This is a genomic window from Acinetobacter sp. 148, from assembly GCF_031196675.1.
Taxonomy (GTDB): Bacteria; Pseudomonadota; Gammaproteobacteria; order Pseudomonadales; family Moraxellaceae; genus Acinetobacter; species Acinetobacter baumannii.
Window position 1 is genome coordinate 1 of the sequence record NZ_JAVIMT010000022.1, and the last position, 18,606, is coordinate 18,606.

16 protein-coding genes and 4 pseudogenes are annotated in these 18,606 nt (G+C 53.5%); 18 read left to right on the forward strand and 2 right to left on the reverse strand.

Going from position 1 to position 18,606, the window contains the following annotated elements; translation table 11 throughout:
- Window positions 1-546 precede the first annotated feature (546 nt).
- The 12 genes and pseudogenes from RFX69_RS05085 to RFX69_RS05140 all read left to right on the forward strand — a co-directional run bounded on the left by RFX69_RS05085 (window position 547) and on the right by RFX69_RS05140 (window position 11,102).
- Complete coding sequence (locus tag RFX69_RS05085; RefSeq protein ID WP_017397315.1) at window positions 547-828, forward strand: helix-turn-helix domain-containing protein; 282 nt, start codon at window positions 547-549, stop codon at window positions 826-828.
- 35 nt (window positions 829-863) lie between these two features.
- Window positions 864-1,433: an Hsp20/alpha crystallin family protein gene (locus RFX69_RS05090; protein WP_000350433.1), complete on the forward strand. Its 570-nt coding sequence runs from the start codon at window positions 864-866 to the stop codon at window positions 1,431-1,433.
- A gap of 93 nt (window positions 1,434-1,526) precedes the next feature.
- Complete coding sequence (clpK, locus tag RFX69_RS05095) at window positions 1,527-4,373, forward strand: heat shock survival AAA family ATPase ClpK (protein ID WP_106464741.1); 2,847 nt, start codon at window positions 1,527-1,529, stop codon at window positions 4,371-4,373.
- Between the two features lie 14 nt (window positions 4,374-4,387).
- Window positions 4,388-4,660 (forward strand): annotated as a pseudogene (locus tag RFX69_RS05100) (PLDc N-terminal domain-containing protein); the annotation flags it as partial.
- Window positions 4,624-4,989: pseudogene (gene yfdX1 / locus RFX69_RS05105) on the forward strand (heat resistance protein YfdX1); the annotation flags it as partial. The pseudogenes RFX69_RS05100 and yfdX1, both read left to right, overlap by 37 nt.
- A 102-nt stretch (window positions 4,990-5,091) precedes the next feature.
- Window positions 5,092-5,979 (forward strand): heat resistance protein YfdX2, encoded by an 888-nt coding sequence (gene yfdX2 / locus RFX69_RS05110; RefSeq protein ID WP_033846777.1) that lies wholly within the window; start codon window positions 5,092-5,094, stop codon window positions 5,977-5,979.
- 89 nt (window positions 5,980-6,068) lie between these two features.
- On the forward strand, window positions 6,069-6,680 hold the full coding sequence (gene hdeD-GI, locus RFX69_RS05115; RefSeq protein ID WP_087607074.1) for a heat resistance membrane protein HdeD-GI: 612 nt from the start codon (window positions 6,069-6,071) through the stop codon (window positions 6,678-6,680).
- 79 nt (window positions 6,681-6,759) lie between these two features.
- Window positions 6,760-7,878: a hypothetical protein gene (locus tag RFX69_RS05120; RefSeq protein ID WP_087607075.1), complete on the forward strand. Its 1,119-nt coding sequence runs from the start codon at window positions 6,760-6,762 to the stop codon at window positions 7,876-7,878.
- Between the two features lie 16 nt (window positions 7,879-7,894).
- A complete protein-coding gene (gene trx-GI, locus RFX69_RS05125) occupies window positions 7,895-8,335 on the forward strand; it encodes a heat resistance system thioredoxin Trx-GI (protein ID WP_087607076.1) in 441 nt (146 codons plus the stop codon).
- Window positions 8,336-8,338: 3 nt separating this feature from the next.
- Entirely contained in the window at window positions 8,339-10,045 is a 1,707-nt protein-coding gene (locus tag RFX69_RS05130; protein ID WP_108564184.1) for a cation:proton antiporter, read from the forward strand.
- On the forward strand, window positions 10,020-10,658 hold the full coding sequence (locus RFX69_RS05135; protein WP_228199966.1) for a PAS domain-containing protein: 639 nt from the start codon (window positions 10,020-10,022) through the stop codon (window positions 10,656-10,658). The genes RFX69_RS05130 and RFX69_RS05135 overlap by 26 nt, the downstream gene beginning before the upstream one ends.
- A gap of 168 nt (window positions 10,659-10,826) precedes the next feature.
- A complete protein-coding gene (locus tag RFX69_RS05140; RefSeq protein WP_087605926.1) occupies window positions 10,827-11,102 on the forward strand; it encodes a hypothetical protein in 276 nt (91 codons plus the stop codon).
- Between the two features lie 42 nt (window positions 11,103-11,144).
- Here the strand turns inward: RFX69_RS05140 and RFX69_RS05145 are convergent, their stop codons facing one another.
- Window positions 11,145-11,327, reverse strand: coding sequence for a hypothetical protein (locus RFX69_RS05145; protein WP_024435960.1), 183 nt, complete (start codon window positions 11,325-11,327; stop codon window positions 11,145-11,147).
- Window positions 11,328-11,426: 99 nt separating this feature from the next.
- On the reverse strand, window positions 11,427-12,176 hold the full coding sequence (locus tag RFX69_RS05150; protein WP_024435961.1) for a metallophosphoesterase: 750 nt from the start codon (window positions 12,174-12,176) through the stop codon (window positions 11,427-11,429).
- A 575-nt stretch (window positions 12,177-12,751) separates the two neighbouring features.
- Between RFX69_RS05150 and RFX69_RS05155 the strand changes: the two are divergent.
- The 6 genes and pseudogenes from RFX69_RS05155 to RFX69_RS05180 form a co-directional block, all read left to right on the forward strand.
- A pseudogene (locus RFX69_RS05155) lies at window positions 12,752-14,386 on the forward strand (HNH endonuclease).
- 83 nt (window positions 14,387-14,469) lie between these two features.
- A pseudogene (locus RFX69_RS05160) lies at window positions 14,470-14,801 on the forward strand (GGDEF domain-containing protein).
- Between the two features lie 11 nt (window positions 14,802-14,812).
- Window positions 14,813-15,301: a phosphate-starvation-inducible PsiE family protein gene (locus RFX69_RS05165; protein WP_033847091.1), complete on the forward strand. Its 489-nt coding sequence runs from the start codon at window positions 14,813-14,815 to the stop codon at window positions 15,299-15,301.
- Window positions 15,288-16,148, forward strand: a complete 861-nt coding sequence (locus RFX69_RS05170) for a zinc metalloprotease HtpX (protein ID WP_087605925.1) — start codon at window positions 15,288-15,290, stop codon at window positions 16,146-16,148. Before RFX69_RS05165 ends, RFX69_RS05170 begins: the two co-directional genes overlap by 14 nt.
- A 19-nt stretch (window positions 16,149-16,167) precedes the next feature.
- On the forward strand, window positions 16,168-17,319 hold the full coding sequence (locus RFX69_RS05175) for a S1C family serine protease (RefSeq protein WP_004637115.1): 1,152 nt from the start codon (window positions 16,168-16,170) through the stop codon (window positions 17,317-17,319).
- Between the two features lie 169 nt (window positions 17,320-17,488).
- Window positions 17,489-18,606 (forward strand): site-specific integrase (locus RFX69_RS05180; protein ID WP_108564183.1); only part of this gene is annotated, 1,118 nt, incomplete at its 3' end.

An 18,606-nucleotide genomic window follows, 5' to 3' on the forward strand; every position in this document is an offset into this window, starting at 1 on the left:
TAAAGCCAGTTGTCCATCTTGGAGAGGAAGTGTGGTAAAACTGTTCCTAGAAAATGAAAAACCCCGTAACTTTCAAAACTTGGCGGTAGAGAAGTTACAGGGTTGAATCCTTAGAACACGCTTGCACATGATCTGTATCCAATAATACAGAACAAAAGTGCATTTGCAAACAGTGAAGTTATGCAATGCAACAATTATCATTATGCTTAGAGCAATTTACAGAAAAGTTACACAACAAACCATATTGCACAAATAATCGGTATTGTATTATTTTTTTTTGCGTGCTTACTATACGTTGTCTGGGCAACGGAAGTGTTTCGACCCGACTCTGGAACGCGATCCGCAGCGACGACTGGGCAATTCCGCACGTTGGCCTGATCAGGTCGCCCTGCTGCACCTTGTCTGAGCAGTTGACCTGCATCAATGGGGCGGGAGATCGCTGTACATTGACTCTTGATATTTTTCCTGGTAAGCGCAATATCTTACAAAGTCTTGCAAGGATTTCCTTGGCCGGAACCGCAAAGCGACGCGATTGGAGAGGGCTAAATGAAAGCGCACCTACAGGTGATTTTCACGCTCGATGAATTGGCAGCGTACTTGAAAGTCGGCAAGCGGACGCTTTATCGGCTCGCCGCGCACGGGGAAATTCCGGCTTTCAAGGTGGGCGGGACGTGGCGGTTTCGTCAAAGTGAAATCGATCGATGGATCAATGATCAGATCCAAGCAGGCAGAAAGAAGGAGGTGATACGCACAGATGAGCAGCCAAAGTCAGCGGAACACTCCGTGTCGTCTGGGCGCGCTGTCCTTCGCCGCAGGCAAACGGAGTGAGCGAGAGTCTTCAATTTTTCTTCTGGAGGTGTGACATGGACATTGATTTCAAGAAATTGGCTCCCTGGAACTGGTTCAAAAAGGAGCAGGAAGAACAACAGAGCACTGCCTCGCTGCCAGTGCAGCGCAATGACCTGCAGGTGGCGGGTGGGCCCGTCAGTCCCATCCTGCAATTGCATCGCGAGATCGACCGCCTGTTCGACGACGCGTTTCGAGGCTTCGGTTTCCCGACGCTGGCCATGCCACGCTGGCAGTCGGACTGGCCGGGCATGCTGAAGCCGGCGCTGGACATCCAGGAGACCGACAAGCAGTACAAGATCGCCCTGGAAGTACCCGGCGTCGAGGAAAAAGACATCCAGATCACGCTCGACAACGACGTGCTGCTGGTGCGCGGTGAAAAGCGTCAGGAGCAGGAAACGAAAGACGGCGGTTTCCACCGGGTGGAGCGCTCCTACGGCAGCTTTCAGCGCGCTCTGAACCTGCCGGCCGATGCCAACCAGGACACGATCAAGGCCGCTTTCAAGAACGGCGTGCTCACGATCACGATGGAAAAGCGCGAGGCCAGTACGCCCAAGCAGGGGCGCTCGATCCCGATCAACGGCTGACGCGGGGCAGCGCGTTTTTCTCAAAAACCAAAAAGAGATGAGGCACCGTGATCGGCGGTCCTTCGTCAGATCAATCTTTACAGGAGCATCATCATGGACAGAAAACAATGCCAAGTCTGCGGCCAACCCGCCACCGTGCGGGTGGAAGCCAATCTCAACGGTCGTCACAGCACCATGCTGTTGTGTGACGACCATTACCGTCAACTGGTGCGCCAGCAAAAGCGCACCGTCTCGCCGCTGGAAGCCTTGTTCGGCTCGCGCAGCGGCCTGTTCGAGGACTTCCTCGGCAGTGACTTCTTCCGCATCGGCGACGACGCGACGCCGATGGCCGCCGATACCGATGACGTGGTCGATGCCTCGTTCGGCGAGCCCGCCGCCGCAGGTTCGGGTGCGCCGCGCCGTCGCGGCAGTGGTTTGGCCAGCCGCATCAGCGAACAGTCGGAAGCCCTGCTGCAGGAGGCCGCCAAACACGCTGCCGAATTTGGCCGCGCCGAGGTGGATACCGAACATCTGCTGCTGGCGCTGGCCGACAGCGACGTGGTCAAGACCATCCTGGGTCAGTTCAAGATCAAGGTCGATGATCTCAAGCGGCAGATCGAGTCCGAGGCCAAGCGCGGGGACAAGCCGTTCGAGGGCGAGATCGGCGTGTCGCCGCGCGTGAAGGATGCGCTCAGCCGCGCTTTCGTGACCTCCAATGAACTCGGCCATTCCTATGTCGGTCCGGAGCACTTCCTGGTCGGTCTGGCCGAGGAAGGCGAAGGGCTGGCCGCCAACCTGCTGCGCCGCTACGGCCTGACGCCGCAGGCGCTGCGCCAACAGGTCAGCAAGGTAGTCGGCAAGGGCGCCGAGGATGGCCGCGCCGAGACGCCGACCAACACGCCGGAACTCGACAAGTACTCACGTGACCTGACCAAGATGGCGCATGACGGCAAGCTCGACCCGGTGATCGGCCGTGCGCAGGAGATCGAGACCACCATCGAGGTGCTGGCCCGGCGCAAGAAGAACAACCCGGTGCTGATCGGCGAGCCGGGCGTGGGCAAGACCGCCATCGTCGAGGGGCTGGCGCAGCGCATGGTGGCCGGTGAAGTGCCCGAGACCTTGCGCGACAAGCGCCTGGTGGAACTCAACATCAATGCCATGGTGGCCGGCGCCAAGTATCGCGGCGAGTTCGAGGAGCGCGTGCAAAAGGTGCTGAAGGAGATCTCCGAGCATCAGGGCGAGCTGATTCTGTTCATCGACGAGGTGCACACCATCGTCGGTGCCGGCCAGGGCGGTGGCGAAGGCGGGCTGGACGTGGCCAACGTCTTCAAGCCGATGATGGCGCGCGGCGAGCTGAACCTGATCGGCGCCACCACGCTCAACGAGTACCAGAAATACATCGAGAAGGATGCCGCGCTGGAGCGGCGCTTCCAGCCGGTGACGGTGCCCGAGCCGACAGTGGCACAGGCCATCATGATTCTGCGCGGCCTGCGCGACACCTTCGAGGCGCACCACAAGGTCAGCATCTCTGAGGACGCGATCATCGCGGCGGCTGAGTTGTCCGACCGCTACATCACCGCCCGCTTTTTGCCCGACAAGGCCATCGACCTGCTCGACCAGGCGGCCGCGCGCGTGAAGCTGTCGGCCACGGCCCGGCCGGTGGCCGTGCAGGAGCTGGAGTCCGAACTGCACCAGCTGCGGCGTGAACAGGATTACGTGGCCGCGCGCAAGCAGTACGACAAGGCCGCCGAGCTCGGCAAGCGCATCGAGGCCAAGGAGGCCGAGCTCAAGAAGCTGATCGAGGGCTGGGAGCGGGAGCGGGCCTCCGGCAGTGCCGAAGTCAAGGCAGAACACGTGGCCCAGATCGTTTCGCGCCTGACCGGCATCCCGGTCAACGAGTTGACGGTGGAAGAGCGCGAAAAGCTGCTGCACCTGGAACAACGGCTGCACGAGCGCCTGGTGGGACAAGACGAGGCGGTCCGTGCCGTGGCCGATGCCGTGCGGCTGTCTCGCGCGGGCTTACGCGAAGGCAGCAAACCGGTGGCTACCTTCCTGTTCCTGGGCCCGACCGGGGTGGGCAAGACCGAGCTCGCCAAGGCGCTGGCCGAGTCCATCTATGGCGATGAAGGTGCGCTGCTGCGCATCGACATGTCCGAGTACGGGGAACGCCATACCGTGGCACGTCTGGTGGGGGCGCCTCCGGGTTACATCGGTTACGACGAAGGCGGTCAGCTCACCGAGAAGGTGCGGCGCAAGCCCTACAGCGTGTTGCTGCTGGACGAAATCGAGAAGGCTCACCCCGACGTCTACAACATCCTACTGCAGGTGTTCGACGACGGGCGGCTCACCGACGGCAAGGGCCGGGTGGTGGATTTCACCAATACCATCATCATCGCCACCTCGAACTTGGGCTCGGACATCATCCAGCGTCGGCTGAAGGCCCGTAGCGCCGCCGGCGAGGAATACGAGAAGACCAAGTTCGAGGTGATGGACGTGCTGCGCGGACACTTCCGCCCCGAGTTCCTCAACCGCATCGACGAGATCATCGTCTTCCATGCGCTGGGCAAGGAGGAGATCCGCCATATCGTCGGCCTACAGCTCGATCGTGTGGCCCGCAACGCCGCCAGCCAGGGCGTGATGCTCACCTTCGATCAGACGCTGATCGACCATTTCGCGGAAGAAGGCTACAAGCCGGAGTTCGGTGCGCGTGAACTCAAGCGCCTGATCCGCAGCGAACTGGAAACGACGCTGGCGCGCGAGATGCTCGGCGGCGGCATTGGCAAGGGCGATCACGCCAGCGCCCGCTGGGACGACAAGGCCGAACGGGTGGTCTGCGAGCGCCAGGAGCCACCCGCGAAGCCGGCCGAGCCTGAGAAGCCCGATGCCGCGAAGGCGGCCGAGCCGCCGAGCGACGCGAGCAAGCCTGCGCGCAAGAAGAAGTCAGCGGGCGGCGAATCTTGAGCGATGGGGCTGTCGTGTCCGACCCCAACGGGCTGACATGGGCAGCCACCCTCGTGCCGCTGGCGGTCACTATCCCCACAGCGGGGCACGCGGTCATCTTCAAGCGTGACCCTCGATCGGCCACGCTGTGGGTGCTGCTGATCGCGCTGTTGCCGCTGGGCGGTTCGCTGCTGTATGGGCTGTTCGGCATCAACCGTTACCAGCGGCGGGAGCGGCGGCTGTTTCCGGGGGCAGTTCGTCGATGCGCTGAGCCGGGCTCATCGACAGCGGCAAGATCGACAACGCCAAAGCGGAACTCGCCCGAGCACTGAACACCCTGGTGGTGACCTCGGTCGCCTTTCCTCTGCCCGTGCTACGGGCCGAAGCCGCGATCGCAAAAGCTGAAAAGCTGGCCGAGACCGACAAGCGCGATGCCAAGCAGAACGAGGAGCTCAGCACCTTGCTGTCGTCCGTGCGCACGGAGATCGAGATGGCGCAGATCCTGGGTTATGGCAAGAAGGCAGACTTCAAACCCATCTTCGATCAGGTGAAGTTCATTGAGCAAAAGTCGGCTGGTGGCAAAAGCGGCAAGGGATGGTTCGACGAGTTGAAGACGCGCATCCAAAAGCTGTTTTGAGGTGATGAAGGGGCTGACTGCTCTGTCGGTCAGTCTCGCGATGTTCGCATTCAGCCCCAATAGATTCGCCTATTTTCACTATCTCATACGAGGTATATCACCATGAATGAGCAAACACCGAATCCCAATGCGACGAACGAAGGAATAAACGAACAGGCCGCGGTAAGCAGCCTTCCTGTCAGTCCAGAGGCCAAGCCTGAAGTCGTCACGGAGGTACAGCCTGAGGTTCAGAAGGAAACGGACTCGCAGGCGGCAGACAAACGTAAACAAGTCCTCAATGAGGCCGTCTCGGCCTTGTCGCTGACCAAATCAGCGCTGGCCGCACTTGACGGCAAGGACACTGCACGCGCATTGGCAACGCTGGCCGAAGTGACGGGAAAGCTGGAGCTGATCGTCGCGCGCGAACCCACGCTCGCCCTGGCCGGCGTTGATGTGCGCACCATCGTGCACGACTTGTTCGCCAACACGGAAACCATTGAGGCGATGACCGACGAGGCGCTGGATGCCCTCAAACATGGCGAGGTGCAACGGGCTCGCCACGTGCTGGCTTTGCTGGCCAGTGAAATCGTGATCACGGTCACCAACATCCCTTTGGCGTCCTATCCCGCAGCCGTGAAGGCAGTCGTGCCGCTGATCGATCAGGGCAAGATCGAAGAAGCCAAAGCCGCGCTGCAGTCAGCGCTCAGCACGCTGGTCGAGGAGCGCAGTGTGCTTCCGCTGCCCGTCCTGCGTGCGAAGCTGCTCCTGAAGCGCGCCGAGCCCCTGGTAGAAGATGGTCAGCGCAGCGAAGCATCCAATGAGCGCCTGGAGACATTGTTGAACGAAGCCCGGCAGCAGTTGGAAATGGCAGAACTGCTGGGCTATGGTAAAAGGAAGGACTTTGAGCCCCTGTACGCTGAACTCAAGAAAATCAAGGAAAAGACGGGAGGGGGAGGCTGCGGAAAAGGCTGGCTCGATGAAGTCAAGGCAAAACTGTCCAAGTTGTTCTGAAACCGCTGGAGAGGGGGCGCATAGCGCCCCCTCTCTTGTCCCATGAGTGTTTGATTTTTTATTTTGTATAGATCTTTAGGAAATATTGCATGAACACAGATACCATCGCCAATTCCAATGCGGATGACCCCACCAAAGCACTTTGTTCGCTGAGCCAAAATTGGTGGCTTTTTATGCTGCGCGGTGTCTTGGCATTGATTTTTGCAGCCCTCGCGTTCTGGATGCCACAATCGGCTCTGTTGGCTATGACCATCATGTTCGGCGCATTTTCCTTGGTCAATGGCGCGTTCAACTTGTTTGCAGCGGTGCGCCATATCCAGAAAAAAGAGCGCTGGGGCTGGCTGCTGTTCAGCGGCATTGTCGGCATACTTACGGGCGTCGTCGTCTTGGTTGCTCCTTGGGTCGCCACGATAGTCTTGGCTTCTTTTTTATGGGCTAGCGTGGGCTTCTGGGCGATTTTCACCGGTGTGCTGGAGATATCCGCCGCCGTTCGGCTGCGTCGGGAAATCAAGGGTGAAATCTGGCTTGCCCTCAGTGGACTGCTCTCGATTATACTTGGCGCTATCGTCTTGTGGATATTTTTTACCCGTCCGGTCGAGTCATTCGTGGCCGCAGGCTGGCTGTTGGGTTTCCATGCGGCAGTCTATGGCGTCACGCTTTTGTTCTTTAGTTGGAGTCTTCGCAAAACGCGCCTGGGGTAAGAGCGTGCCAAACCAAAATCTATGGATATGAGCATCCTCGATTCATACCTCCATAGAAATGACATTGAAGGAGTCATACATGCAGATGCAATATAGCTATCGAGCTATCGACAAAGAGTTTCATGAACCTTGGCAGAGAGCTTTGGGAAATGTGATCGAGCACGCCCTCAAGCCATTGCTCGACAAACACACTAAAGATTCAGCGCAACTTCAAATCGTCCTTGATCGCGACAAGATCAAGCGGCAATTTCTGGCCAGTGGCTATATGCACCTGCCCGGCAAAAAGATTGTCAGCGTTACTGCATCACATGACGAGCTGACGCCCCTCGCGCAGATGCTCGCAAAGTCGTTGTTCCGTCAGGCCAAGAAGCATTTTGACCGACTGCATGCTCAGGATCAAATCAAGCGCAAAGCACGACGCGAGCGCTTGCGCGAGCTCAAGGTGCGGATTGCCGCAAAACCCGCATTAGCCGCCCATAAGGCCGAGGTGACCCGAATGCCTCTACTGTCGAAACTTGAGGCTGTCGCAAGGCGTGAGCTGGCTTATCTGCGGGCCGTCGGCGATTTACCGCGCGATTATCCGACGCTACGCGACGTGGTGGATGAAGCGATTGTCCGAGCTGAGGTGGAATGGCAATCCGTGCCGGGGGAAAAAGAGGCTTACACCGGTCTTTTGAAGCATCTGTTCGCCGTCCTGGATAACGAAGTGGCAAGCAGCCGGCAATTTGGCGAATTCGTTTCTCTGGACGCGCCGGTCGAACCGGATGCCCAAGACGTGGCCGAGGCCATGGTGGAAGAGGAAATCTTCGAATTTTATCAGCCCGATGACACACTCAAGCTGGCCGATATCTTCGCTGGCAGTCAGCATCCCGATGTCGCAACGATCGCGGAACAGGAGGAGCTGATTGATCGGTCGAGCGAGTTCGCTTTTGCATTTGACCTGCTGAAGGACATGCCGCGTTTGTGGCGGCGCATTTTTCTGCTTATCCGTGTGGACGGGCTGAATGCCAGCAGCGTCTCTGAAATCCTGCTGATTCCTAATAAGGAAGATGCTGTCCGAAGGTGGCTCATGCAGGCCGAAGCATTCATCGCTGCTCATCTGGAAGAGGCCGGAGTAAGCAAAAACGGGAACGATTGGCTCCAAGGCGTTGATTGGTCGGCATTGTCTGTGACCCGAAGCGAGGCAGCCTCACTGTAGTCCAAGGAGGCGAACCATGAAGAATGATCTTCACCTCGTCTGCCCGCATTGCCAGTCCATCAACCGCGTACCGACTGCGAAGCTATCGGAACATCCCAACTGTGGCCGCTGCCAGCAGCCCTTGTTCACGGGCGAGCCCATCGAGTTGACCACGGCGACGTTCTCGCGCCACGTGGAGCGCAGCGATCTGCCGCTGCTGGTCGATTTCTGGGCGCCATGGTGCGGGCCGTGCAAGATGATGGCGCCACAGTTCCAGCAAGCGGCGCACCAGCTCGAACCGAGGATCCGGCTGGCGAAGGTGAATACCGAGGCTGAGCCCCACCTGGCCGCGCAGTTCGGTATCCGCAGCATCCCGACGCTCGCCCTGTTCCAGGGTGGGCGGGAGATCGCCCGTCAGGCCGGCGCGATGGGCACGCAGGACATCGTGCGCTGGACGTCGACGCAAGTGGGACGCTGACCGATGCAGGGCTTGCTTGGTGCTACGTTAATCCTGCTGGCGGCTTGCAGCCTGGCGGCGATGGCGACGGCGGCGTTCAGAGTGCCCGCCTTGCTGGGGTATCTCTCTGTCGGCGTTGTACTGGGCCCCTCAGTCATCGGCGTGATCGCGCCGGGGGAGACGCTGAGCTTTCTGTCCGAGCTGGGCGTGGCGCTGCTGTTGTTCATGGTCGGACTGGAATTCTCCCTCGGACACTTCTGGCTCGTCCGCAGAACAGTGCTGATGGCGGGTGCTCTGCAGATGATCGCCGTGGCCCCGCCGCTGATCCTGCTATTGATGTGGCTGGGGCAGCCCGGCCAGAGCGCCGTGCTGCTCGGCACTGCGGCGGCCATGTCGTCCACGGCGCTGGTCAGCCGACAACTGGCCGACCAAGGCGAGCTCACCACCCGCCACGGCCGCAGTGCCATCGCCGTGCTGGTCTTTCAGGACCTGGCCAGCGTGCCCCTGCTGGCCTTGCTGGCGATCTGGGCGCGCGGCGAGTCGCCGAAGATCGAGCATGTGCTGCTCGAAGTATTCGGTGTGCTGCTGCTGTTCGCGGCAGCGGCCCTCGCCTCGCGCCGTCTGTTGCATGGCCTGCTGGGCTGGGTGGCGCGGCGGGGTCACGAGGAATCGTTCGTGCTCGTCTCCTTGTGCGTGGTGGTGGCTGCCGCCGCCGCTGCGCACGCGGTCGGCGTATCCGCCGCCCTGGGGGCCTTCCTCGCCGGGATGGTGCTGGGCGAGAGCGACTTCCGGCACCACATGGAAAGCCACCTCAGGCCGTTTCGCGATGTGCTGTCGGGCCTGTTCTTCGTGACCATCGGCCTGCAGCTGGATGTCGCGCAGATCGTGGCAGCACCGCTGGCGGTACTGGGCTGGCTGCTGGCCTTGGTGCCTCTCAAGATGGGGCTGAACTTTCTGGCGCTGCGCGCAACCCGCCTGTCGGCGCTCGACGCCTGGCGCACAGGCATCGTGCTGGGGCATGGCGGCGAGTTTGCGCTGCTGCTCCTGGGCATGGTCATGCAGCAGCACTTGGTTGCAGCCAACGTGGTGCAACAGATGCTGGTCGCGCTGGTGCTGAGCATGGGGTTGGCGCCGCTCCTGATCCGACACCATGACCGTTGGGCGCGGGCATTCAGCCGCTCGGGCGCACTTGGTCAGCCACCGCAGGCCGAAGAAGGCGAAGTCGCCGAGCGGGCGCGGTCGTTGCGCGACCATGTGATCATCTGTGGGGCGGATGAAATCGGGCTGCTGCTGAGTCGAACGCTGCGCCTGGCAGGCGTGCCGCATTTGCTGCTGGAATCGGACCGCCAAAGGGTCGAAGCGGGTCGTGCGATGGGGGCGCCGGTGTCGTATGGCGATGCCAGTCGGCTCGACACCCTGGCCGCCGCCGGATTGGCCCATGCCCGTCTGGTGGTGCTGACGCTTGTTCGTCCGCAGACGGCCGAGCGCATTGCGCGAGCGGTCCTCGAACGCCGCCCGACCTTGCCCTTGGTGGTGGCCACTGACCGCGTAACGGATGCCCAGCTTTTGCGTAATCTGCCCAATGTCAGGCTGTACCCGTTGTACCTGGCTTTGGGACTGGGGCTGGCCGAGCAGGTGCTGTTGATGCTGGGCATCAATGCCGACTACGTCAACCGCCGGATCGAGGAATTACGGCAGACACTCAGTGAGTCAGGTGGGGATAGACCATGAACGGGCCGGCCATTGGGTTGATGGTGTCGCTACTTGCCAATATTGGCATGGCGGTTGCGCGTGGGGTTTTGCTCGTACCAATCGCCAGAGGCGCGACGAGCTGAAGCTTCGCCAACAAGCGAAAATCGACGACAACGAACGGATCGCCATCGCCCTGGAAGGCGCAGAATTGGGGTTCTGGGAATGGGATATCGCCACCGACAGCTTCAGGCTTTCTGCCCGCAGTCTGGCGATGTTCGGCTTCACCTCCGACGACGAGAAGATTGGCGCCACCCATGCCGCATGGCAAGCGCGTATTCACCCGGAGGATTTACCGGTCGTTCTGGCAAAGGTGCGCGCTTATCAAAAAAAACCGTCGGAGCGATTGGAGTGCGAGTACCGCGTTCGTCATCGATCCGGCGTTTGGATTTGGGTTTTGGATCGCGGTCGATGGCTGGGTGACGCGGGCAGGCAACTGATAGTCGGCACTCTGCTCGACATCTCTTCTCGCAAGGAAATGGAGCAGCAGTTGCTGCGTATGGCGATCACCGACCCCTTGACCGGCTTGTCGAACCGGCGGGCGTTTAACGAACTATTACAGCTGGAATGGGAGCGCCTCAAACGCAGCCCCTAATATGGAACTGAGTGAAAAATGACTTATGAAAGAAGTCTATTACTTAAGTTTTTATTTTATCTCTGTGATTTTAATGAGGTATTGCGGGATAGTTAGATCATTACTCAATTTTAATTTATGTCATAATTTATTAATCTTAATTTCAGATAAAAATCAAGGAGACAATGAATGTCGAGAAAAGTAATAATGACTACAAATGAAAGACGTCTTCAAGTATTAAATCAAATGCGTGCTAGCTACCGTGGTGTGCAGCTTTTAAAGCAAGATAGAATTAGATTTATACAGCATAGTACTACGGCTCAATCTAGCTTATTTTCCACAAGCGATAGTAGGTATCATGCATGTGATGAACTATCAATGGAAACGGATGAGAGTGATGTGTTGAAAGAAACTGCTGAAGCTATGTACGCATCTACAGGTGATACAATTTGGTTAAGCTTTTAAATATAAAATTCAAGCGCTTTATATCGTTTCAATGAGCAGAGTTCAAAATTGCTTGAGTAAGTCGTCAATTGATATTTCCTCTTCCACATAGAAAACACCATTTTGGTCTGCTTTCATTTTTTTAATAGAATTACCTTGGATTTTATGGATGTCTAGTAGATCTTTAAGTATTTGATCTGCAATTTTATTTTTCCAATCATTTTCTGGATCTAAAGGAATCAACATGAGTTTCGCCTGGTTCATGGTGTAAAAGCTAAATCAACAGTACTATAGGATGTATGATATTAGAATTGGTTTAAATTACTTCAATACGGGTATGACTACTTAAACTTCGATGATCAAATTTTCTCTAAACCCATTTTTACCTTGTTCTGGCGGATAACCCAATGGATTGATCACTAATCTACATCCATCGACTACAGTATCCACTGATGTATGCGTATGTCCTGCAATCCATAACTTAAAGCCTTTTATATCTAAATCATTAATAAAATAGGGATTGAGTGCAGATGCAACAGGATGTGCACCCCAATATGGATCAAGACAAGCTAAATGAGGCGGGAAGTGAGTAATGACAATCACATTATCTTGATCCTTAAATTTCATAATATTTTCATGATATTTTTTAAATAATTCTATGTAGTCATTAGCAGTTATCGTTCGATGATCACTGCCAATCATGATTTGATCAAAATCATAAATCGATTGTTCAGCATCTTTTTGAGACTGTAAAAGTACGTTAGGAGATGTAAGTGGGGAATTGGAGCGGAAGTTCGTAAATAACGTGCCGCCTACAAATATTTTATCTTGAATTTTGATATGGTTGTCGTCAAGTAGTGCATTTTCAGGGTAGTTTTCTTTCAAGAAATTCACGACTGAACTGTAGTTAGAGCTGTAGTAATCATGATTACCTAAAACAAAGATAAATTTTTTATTCAGAGATTTACATTTTTCGGCAAACTCAATTGCACCACTTAAGCGATTAGAAAAATCGCCAGCGTGAATAATGACATCAGCTTGCTCTGATATTGAATATTTAGAATTGTGAGTATCCGATAAAATTTGCAGTTTCAATCTACTTCCTTTATTAAATCACGCTGCTTAAATATATAGAGTTTCATTGCGATCAGTTTACATCAACTAAATATTAGAAATTATAAGATACTCATCTGTATCTTTAAGCCTATAAAAATATAGGTAATTATTTTTGAATCAATTGATTAAATATTAATCATAAAATTTGACCAATTGAATTTATGCACATAAGATAAAGATGTTACAGCAAATTCTGTGACCAGGCGTGGAAACCTGTTACTCAACGAACTAGAGAGTCTTAGTGGCTCTTTTGTGTCTACATGGCGCTTTTATGGTAAGCCAGGTAGGGCAGTCTTTGACTGGCCGTTTCGTTGAGCGGTATTTCCACACCCTATTTGGTTTGCCTCCATCTCGTGGAAAGGATGTTGGCAAACGACAATCTATCAACGAGGTTTAAAATGCGTCTTTATACTATTTCTATCTGTTTTTTCTCTAGCAAAAAGATACTTCTGAATTAATGAATATTTAATTCATTAATCACTAACTTTAATTTTAATTACTTCTAATTTCGTAATCTTACGAGATATAGAGAAGTATTGCCTAGAGAAAATAAAATGGCCCGTACTAAGCTTTTAACCAATATTATTCAAAGAAAAATGATGGTGCCTGACGAAATGTCGCACTCAAATCTGCACCATAACTTTGAAATATCACTTTATGACTTCGCCAACCATGAGATTCTAGAAAAACTATATAAAGCAGACAATCAACGCTCCACAGAGTGTTGGAGCCCTACTGAAATTAAGGAGTTCATTCTAGATTGTTTGAATGATCGTAATGTCAATTTATGCGTTCGCTATTGGAAAGATGCCGCTGGCAATATTTATATTATTGATGGTGGGCACAGGATTTCAATTATTTATGCTTAGATTAAAAGATACTTTATTGATGAGCAAGTAATAGGAGCCCCAAAATTCACGGCACCACAAAAACGAGATATTCGTCAGATTCGTAATCGATTAGGTGGATTAGCTGATTTTCAAGAGTTATGTAGCGATTCTGAGTTTCAGCAAAAATTAAAATCAACCAAAATTAATTTTATTGAAGTCATTGGGACACCTGAGGAAGCTCGAAAAGCCTTTTGTTCAATCAATTCGGATACGAAACGATTAGATCCAGATGAAGAATATCATTTACAAAATAGGGGAAGTGATGCTTTTTATGTGATTTATGCGTGTTGTTATATAAACGATAATAAATCCAACTTGGCTGAACTGAATTACGAGCGGATAAATGAAGTGATCACTTTGGGTGAGCAAATTCATGATCATCTTTTTAAGATAATACTTTTAGAGCCAGATTTAACACACGGTAAAAAAATCGGCTTGGTCAATGAACTCCTGAATATCATGTTTGGTGATACTAGTCAGAATACTGTGAATATAGACCAAGGTCAGCGTGTAGAAAATTTAATGCTAAAACTTAGAGTTGTGCTGTGTCGTATCGCTACACCACCAATTAGTATTCGGATTCCAAGTTTGGGCTTACACCCAAAACTATATTTTTATAAAGATAATCGTTTTCAAGTGACATCCTTTTTGGCCTGGTTCTCTATCGTCTGTGAAATTGAAAAAGACTGTTTTGAAATACAGAATAAAAAGATAGATTTTATTGGATTTACTCGAGCACGCCGTGGTGTTGAAAGTTTAATTGAAAAAATTCCTGTGGCGATCAAAGAAACTGTAGGTAAGTTTGGTAGTGGGATCAGATCGCATGAGCGATTGAAGAACGTGTATCAAGCATTCATTTGTATTGGACTCAATATGGATTTAGATTTTGAAGATGAAGTTTGTTTGAACACCGTCATTCTTTCGATGAGTCAATCATTTGATTATATTAATTTTAATGATTTTTACCTTGACCGTTTTGGTGGTGATTATGATGAGAGCATTGTGGATGATGTTGTGAGCTTTGTGCAATCAGTAAGATCATCAAAGAAGAAAAAACCTCTAAATTTTTCACTCGCGACCAAAAGAAATCTTTATCAACGTGAGGAAAGGAAAACTTGGAGCTATTGTGAAGTATGTGATAGCGCTCTATACCTTGAATCAACTGAAGTAGATCATCGTGAATCGAAAGCAGAAGGTGGTTACGGTGTTTTAGAAAATGGAGCAATTATTCATCCGATATGTAATCGTTTTAAGTCAGATCGTGCTTTGGAAGAAGTAAGAGCAGATTTATTTGACTAAAAAGATAAGGGAGCAAATGCTCCCTTAGGTATTGTATTGGTTTTTTTGCGTGCTTACTATATGGACACGGGTGCGGCGATGAGGTGCTCAAGCACTTTGCTGCACGGTTGAGGGAACACATTCGCGCAACCGACATGGCTGCCCGGATTGGGGGGAGGAATTCGCTGTGTTGTTGGAAGCGGCATCGATTGAAGACGCCCAAGTATGGGCGGAGCGATTTCGTCAGGACGTTGCGACGACAGCGGTGGTGTGTGGAGAGGTGTCGATCAGCTATAGCGCCAGCATGGGGGTGGCCCCCCTTGACGTCTGCTTAAACTCTTTCGAGCAGGTGATGCAGCAGGCGGACAGCGCGCTCTACCAGGCAAAAAGACGAGGGCGCAACCAAGTTGTGGGCGCACAAGTATTTCAGAATTGAGAGGAATGGCGATGAAGGAAAAGCAACCGGACCCGATCAAAACATTTCGTGCCCAATGGGCAGTGATGACGTTCTACGAGCGCTTCGAACAGGTGATCGCGCTCGCGCTGTCCGCAATCATTGCCGTGATCATCGTGGTCTCGCTGCTGCAGCTGATCTCGATCGTCTTCAGCATGCTGGTCATCGATGCGTTCAATCCGCTCGATCACAAGGTCTTCCAGACCGTGTTCGGCATGATCATGACGCTGCTCATCGCCATGGAGTTCAAGCATTCCATCGTGCGGGTGGCCTTGCGCCGCGATAGCATCATCCAGGTCAAGACGGTGATCCTGATCGGGCTGATCGCCCTGGCGCGCAAGTTCGTGATCCTCGACCCGGAGACCAGCCCCGCCAAGATCGCGGCGCTCGCAGGCGCGATGCTGGCCCTCGGGGCGACTTACTGGCTGCTGCGCGAGCGCGATGACCGGGCCGCCGTGGAAAGCCCAAATGAGCCATCGTGATCGGCGCCACGCGCAGGCTGCCGGCGCGCGGCATCGCTGGCTCAATCGCCTGCAAACCGCGCTGTTGGTGCTGACCCTGCTCGGGATTGCCGCCGTCGCCGGCAGTCTGCTGTATGGCGCACGCCCTCTGCACCCGAATGAAGCGCCCGATCTTTGGGCTGTGTTGCGCGAACTGGCGGCGCGGGCCGGGTTGCCTGCCGTGCCGGTACCGCACTACGTGCCCAGCGGGGGCATCAACGCCTTCGCCACCGGTACGAAGCATCACGCGGCCATCGCGCTGACCGACGGTCTGCTGCGTAGCCTCACGCCCCGTGAGTTGACCGGCGTGCTCGGCCACGAAATCGCGCATATTGCGAACGAGGATTTGCGTGTCATGGACCTGGCCGATTCCATCAGCCGGCTCACCCATCTTCTGGCCTTGTTGGGGCAAATCATGCTCCTCTTCAGCCTGCCGGCCTTGCTGTGGGGCACAGTCGCTATCCAGTGGCCGGCGCTGCTGTTGCTGGCCATTTCGCCGCAGCTCGCGCTGCTGGCGCAACTGGGTTTGTCGCGGGTGCACGAATTCGACGCCGACCGGCTCACCGCCGAATTGACCGGCGACCCACAGGGATTGGCTTTGGCGCTCGCCAAGATCGAGCGGGAGAGTCGCGCCTGGCTGCTGCCCGGATGGGGCAACCCGGAACCCTCCTGGTTGCGCACGCATCCGGCGACGACAGAGCGCATCCAACGCTTGCGGGAATTGGCTGATTCGATGGCACCGCAACCGCTTCATTCCAGCCCATTTCTGCCGGACATCCCCTTGGCGCCACGCCCACCGCGTTGGCGCGCCAGCGGTGTCTGGCGCTGATTTCAACAAGGAGAATGGCATGACCTACCCCGACCTCAACAGCCGCCCGGCGCCGGACCGATTCATCCGGCGCTGGCTCGTCATCACTGGCTGCATCGCCGCACTCATGCTGCTGTGGCAGTTCTTGCCTGCCATCGAAGCCTGGTTCAGTCCGCGCGAAGCGGCCGAGCGCACGGTGACACCGCGTGGTGATCTGGCGGCAGACGAGCAGACCACCATCCAACTGTTCGAGAAATCGCGCGGGTCGGTGGTTTACATCACCACGGCGCAACTGGTGCGTGACGTCTGGTCGCGCAATGTCTTTTCCGTGCCGCGCGGCACCGGCTCCGGCTTCATCTGGGACGATGCCGGCCACGTGGTGACCAACTTCCACGTCATCCAGGGGGCATCGTCTGCCACGGTCAAACTGGCCGACGGTCGCGATTATCAGGCTGCGCTGGTGGGCGCCAGCCCCGAGCACGACATCGCCGTGCTCAAGATCGGCGTCGGCTTCAAGCGCCCGCCCGCTGTGCCGGTGGGCACCAGTGCCGACCTCAAGGTCGGGCAGAAAGTGTTCGCTATCGGCAATCCCTTCGGATTGGACTGGACGCTCACCACCGGCATCGTCTCGGCGCTCGACCGCACCCTCGACGGCGAAGGGGGCGGGCCTGCCATCGATCACCTGATCCAGACCGACGCCGCTATCAACCCCGGCAACTCCGGCGGCCCGCTGCTCGATTCGGCCGGGCGGCTGATCGGCATCAACACCGCCATCTACAGCCCTTCGGGCGCGTCCGCTGGCATCGGTTTCGCTGTGCCGGTGGATACCGTCATGCGCGTGGTGCCGCAACTCATAAAGACCGGCAAGTACATCCGTCCGGCGCTGGGCATCGAGGTGGATGAGCAGCTCAACGCGCGTCTGCAGGCGCTGACCGGTAGTAAGGGCGTATTCGTATTGCGCGTGACGCCGGGCTCGGTGGCGCACAGGGCCGGGCTCGTCGGCATCAAGGTCACCGCAGGCGGCATCGTGCCCGGCGATCGCGTTATCAGCATCGACGGTATCGCCGTCGACGACGTCACCACATTACAGGCCCGGCTAGACGACAAGAACGTTGGAGATGTTGTGGTCTTGTTAGTGGAGCGGGCCGGCAAGACTCGCGAGATGCTTGTGGAACTACAACCGGGAGTTTGATGGAAAGTGGGTCATGGATCTGCACAGCGAAGCAGTCAAGCTGTTTTTGAGTAATAAAGTTAATATCCTTGGGGTAACGGATTATCCCCTTAACCTTGGTGATTGTTTCATTTAATTAATATGACTTAGTATAGTGATATGCTAAGTCAAGTTGAGGATGACAATCAGCATGAGTGATAAAGACTATTACATTCGTGAAATCAAAGTGTTCTCTGATCCAGAATTACGTATCTCAAAAAGTACTAGTTCTGGTGAAAGAAAGCTTGAACTTTTACATAATGAAAGCTCTAAAGAAATAGAGATTCATGTTCTTGTTGATCCTAATGGCAGATTGGTTAAAACTGCATGTTTATATCTATATTGGAAAAAGGATGAAGAACAGGCAAAAAATACTGCTACAGATGCAAAAGCACTACTACTCTATTTTAGATTCTTACATCAAAATAATTTAAATTATTGGCAATTCCCGCATTCTAAAAGTCGTAAACAAACTTTCAGGTTTGCAGATTTTTTAGTAACAGCGATTAAATCAGATCATATAGCAATTTCTACAGCAAAAACCTACCTAAGAGTCATCGTTAATTTTTATAAATTTTTAGGTAGAAATCATTTAATCGAATTTTCTGAAAAAAATAAACCTTTTGATTTCGAAGTAGTATCTATACATCAAACAGGTGTGCTGTCTCATACACAACGTATTATTAATGTACAAACTACTAATTTGATGAGGAAGCTACCGAGAGAACAAAGAAAGCACATAACACGTAAGTTATCACCCTTAAATCAAGAGCACCTAAATGCATTCATTAAACATTTGACTACGATTTCAAGTGATAAAGCTCTTATTTTCGAAGTTGCGCTAGCTACTGGATTACGACTTCAAGAAATTCTGACGTTACCAGAATCAATTATTATTAATCCAGAGAATAGCTATCCTATCTCAATTTCAGTTGGCCCTACAAATAACGTCGCAACAAAATTCAGTAAACAACGGTATGTCGAATTTCCATCTTCTTTGATGTTTAAGCTATATCAATATATGTGGTCTTCATCACGACAAAAGTATACAGATAAAGGAAAAAATCAATCTGGAAAGCTGTTTATCAGCCGTCAAGGTATTCCTTTTAATTCAAATACAATAGAAAAATCTTTTTCTGAAATAAGAAATGATTTATCTAAAAAATTTCAGAATTTTAACTATGCAATTCATGACCTTAGGTCTACTTATGCAACTTATACATTATATAGACTATGGGAAGAAAAAGGCATGAACCGTACCGGGTTTGT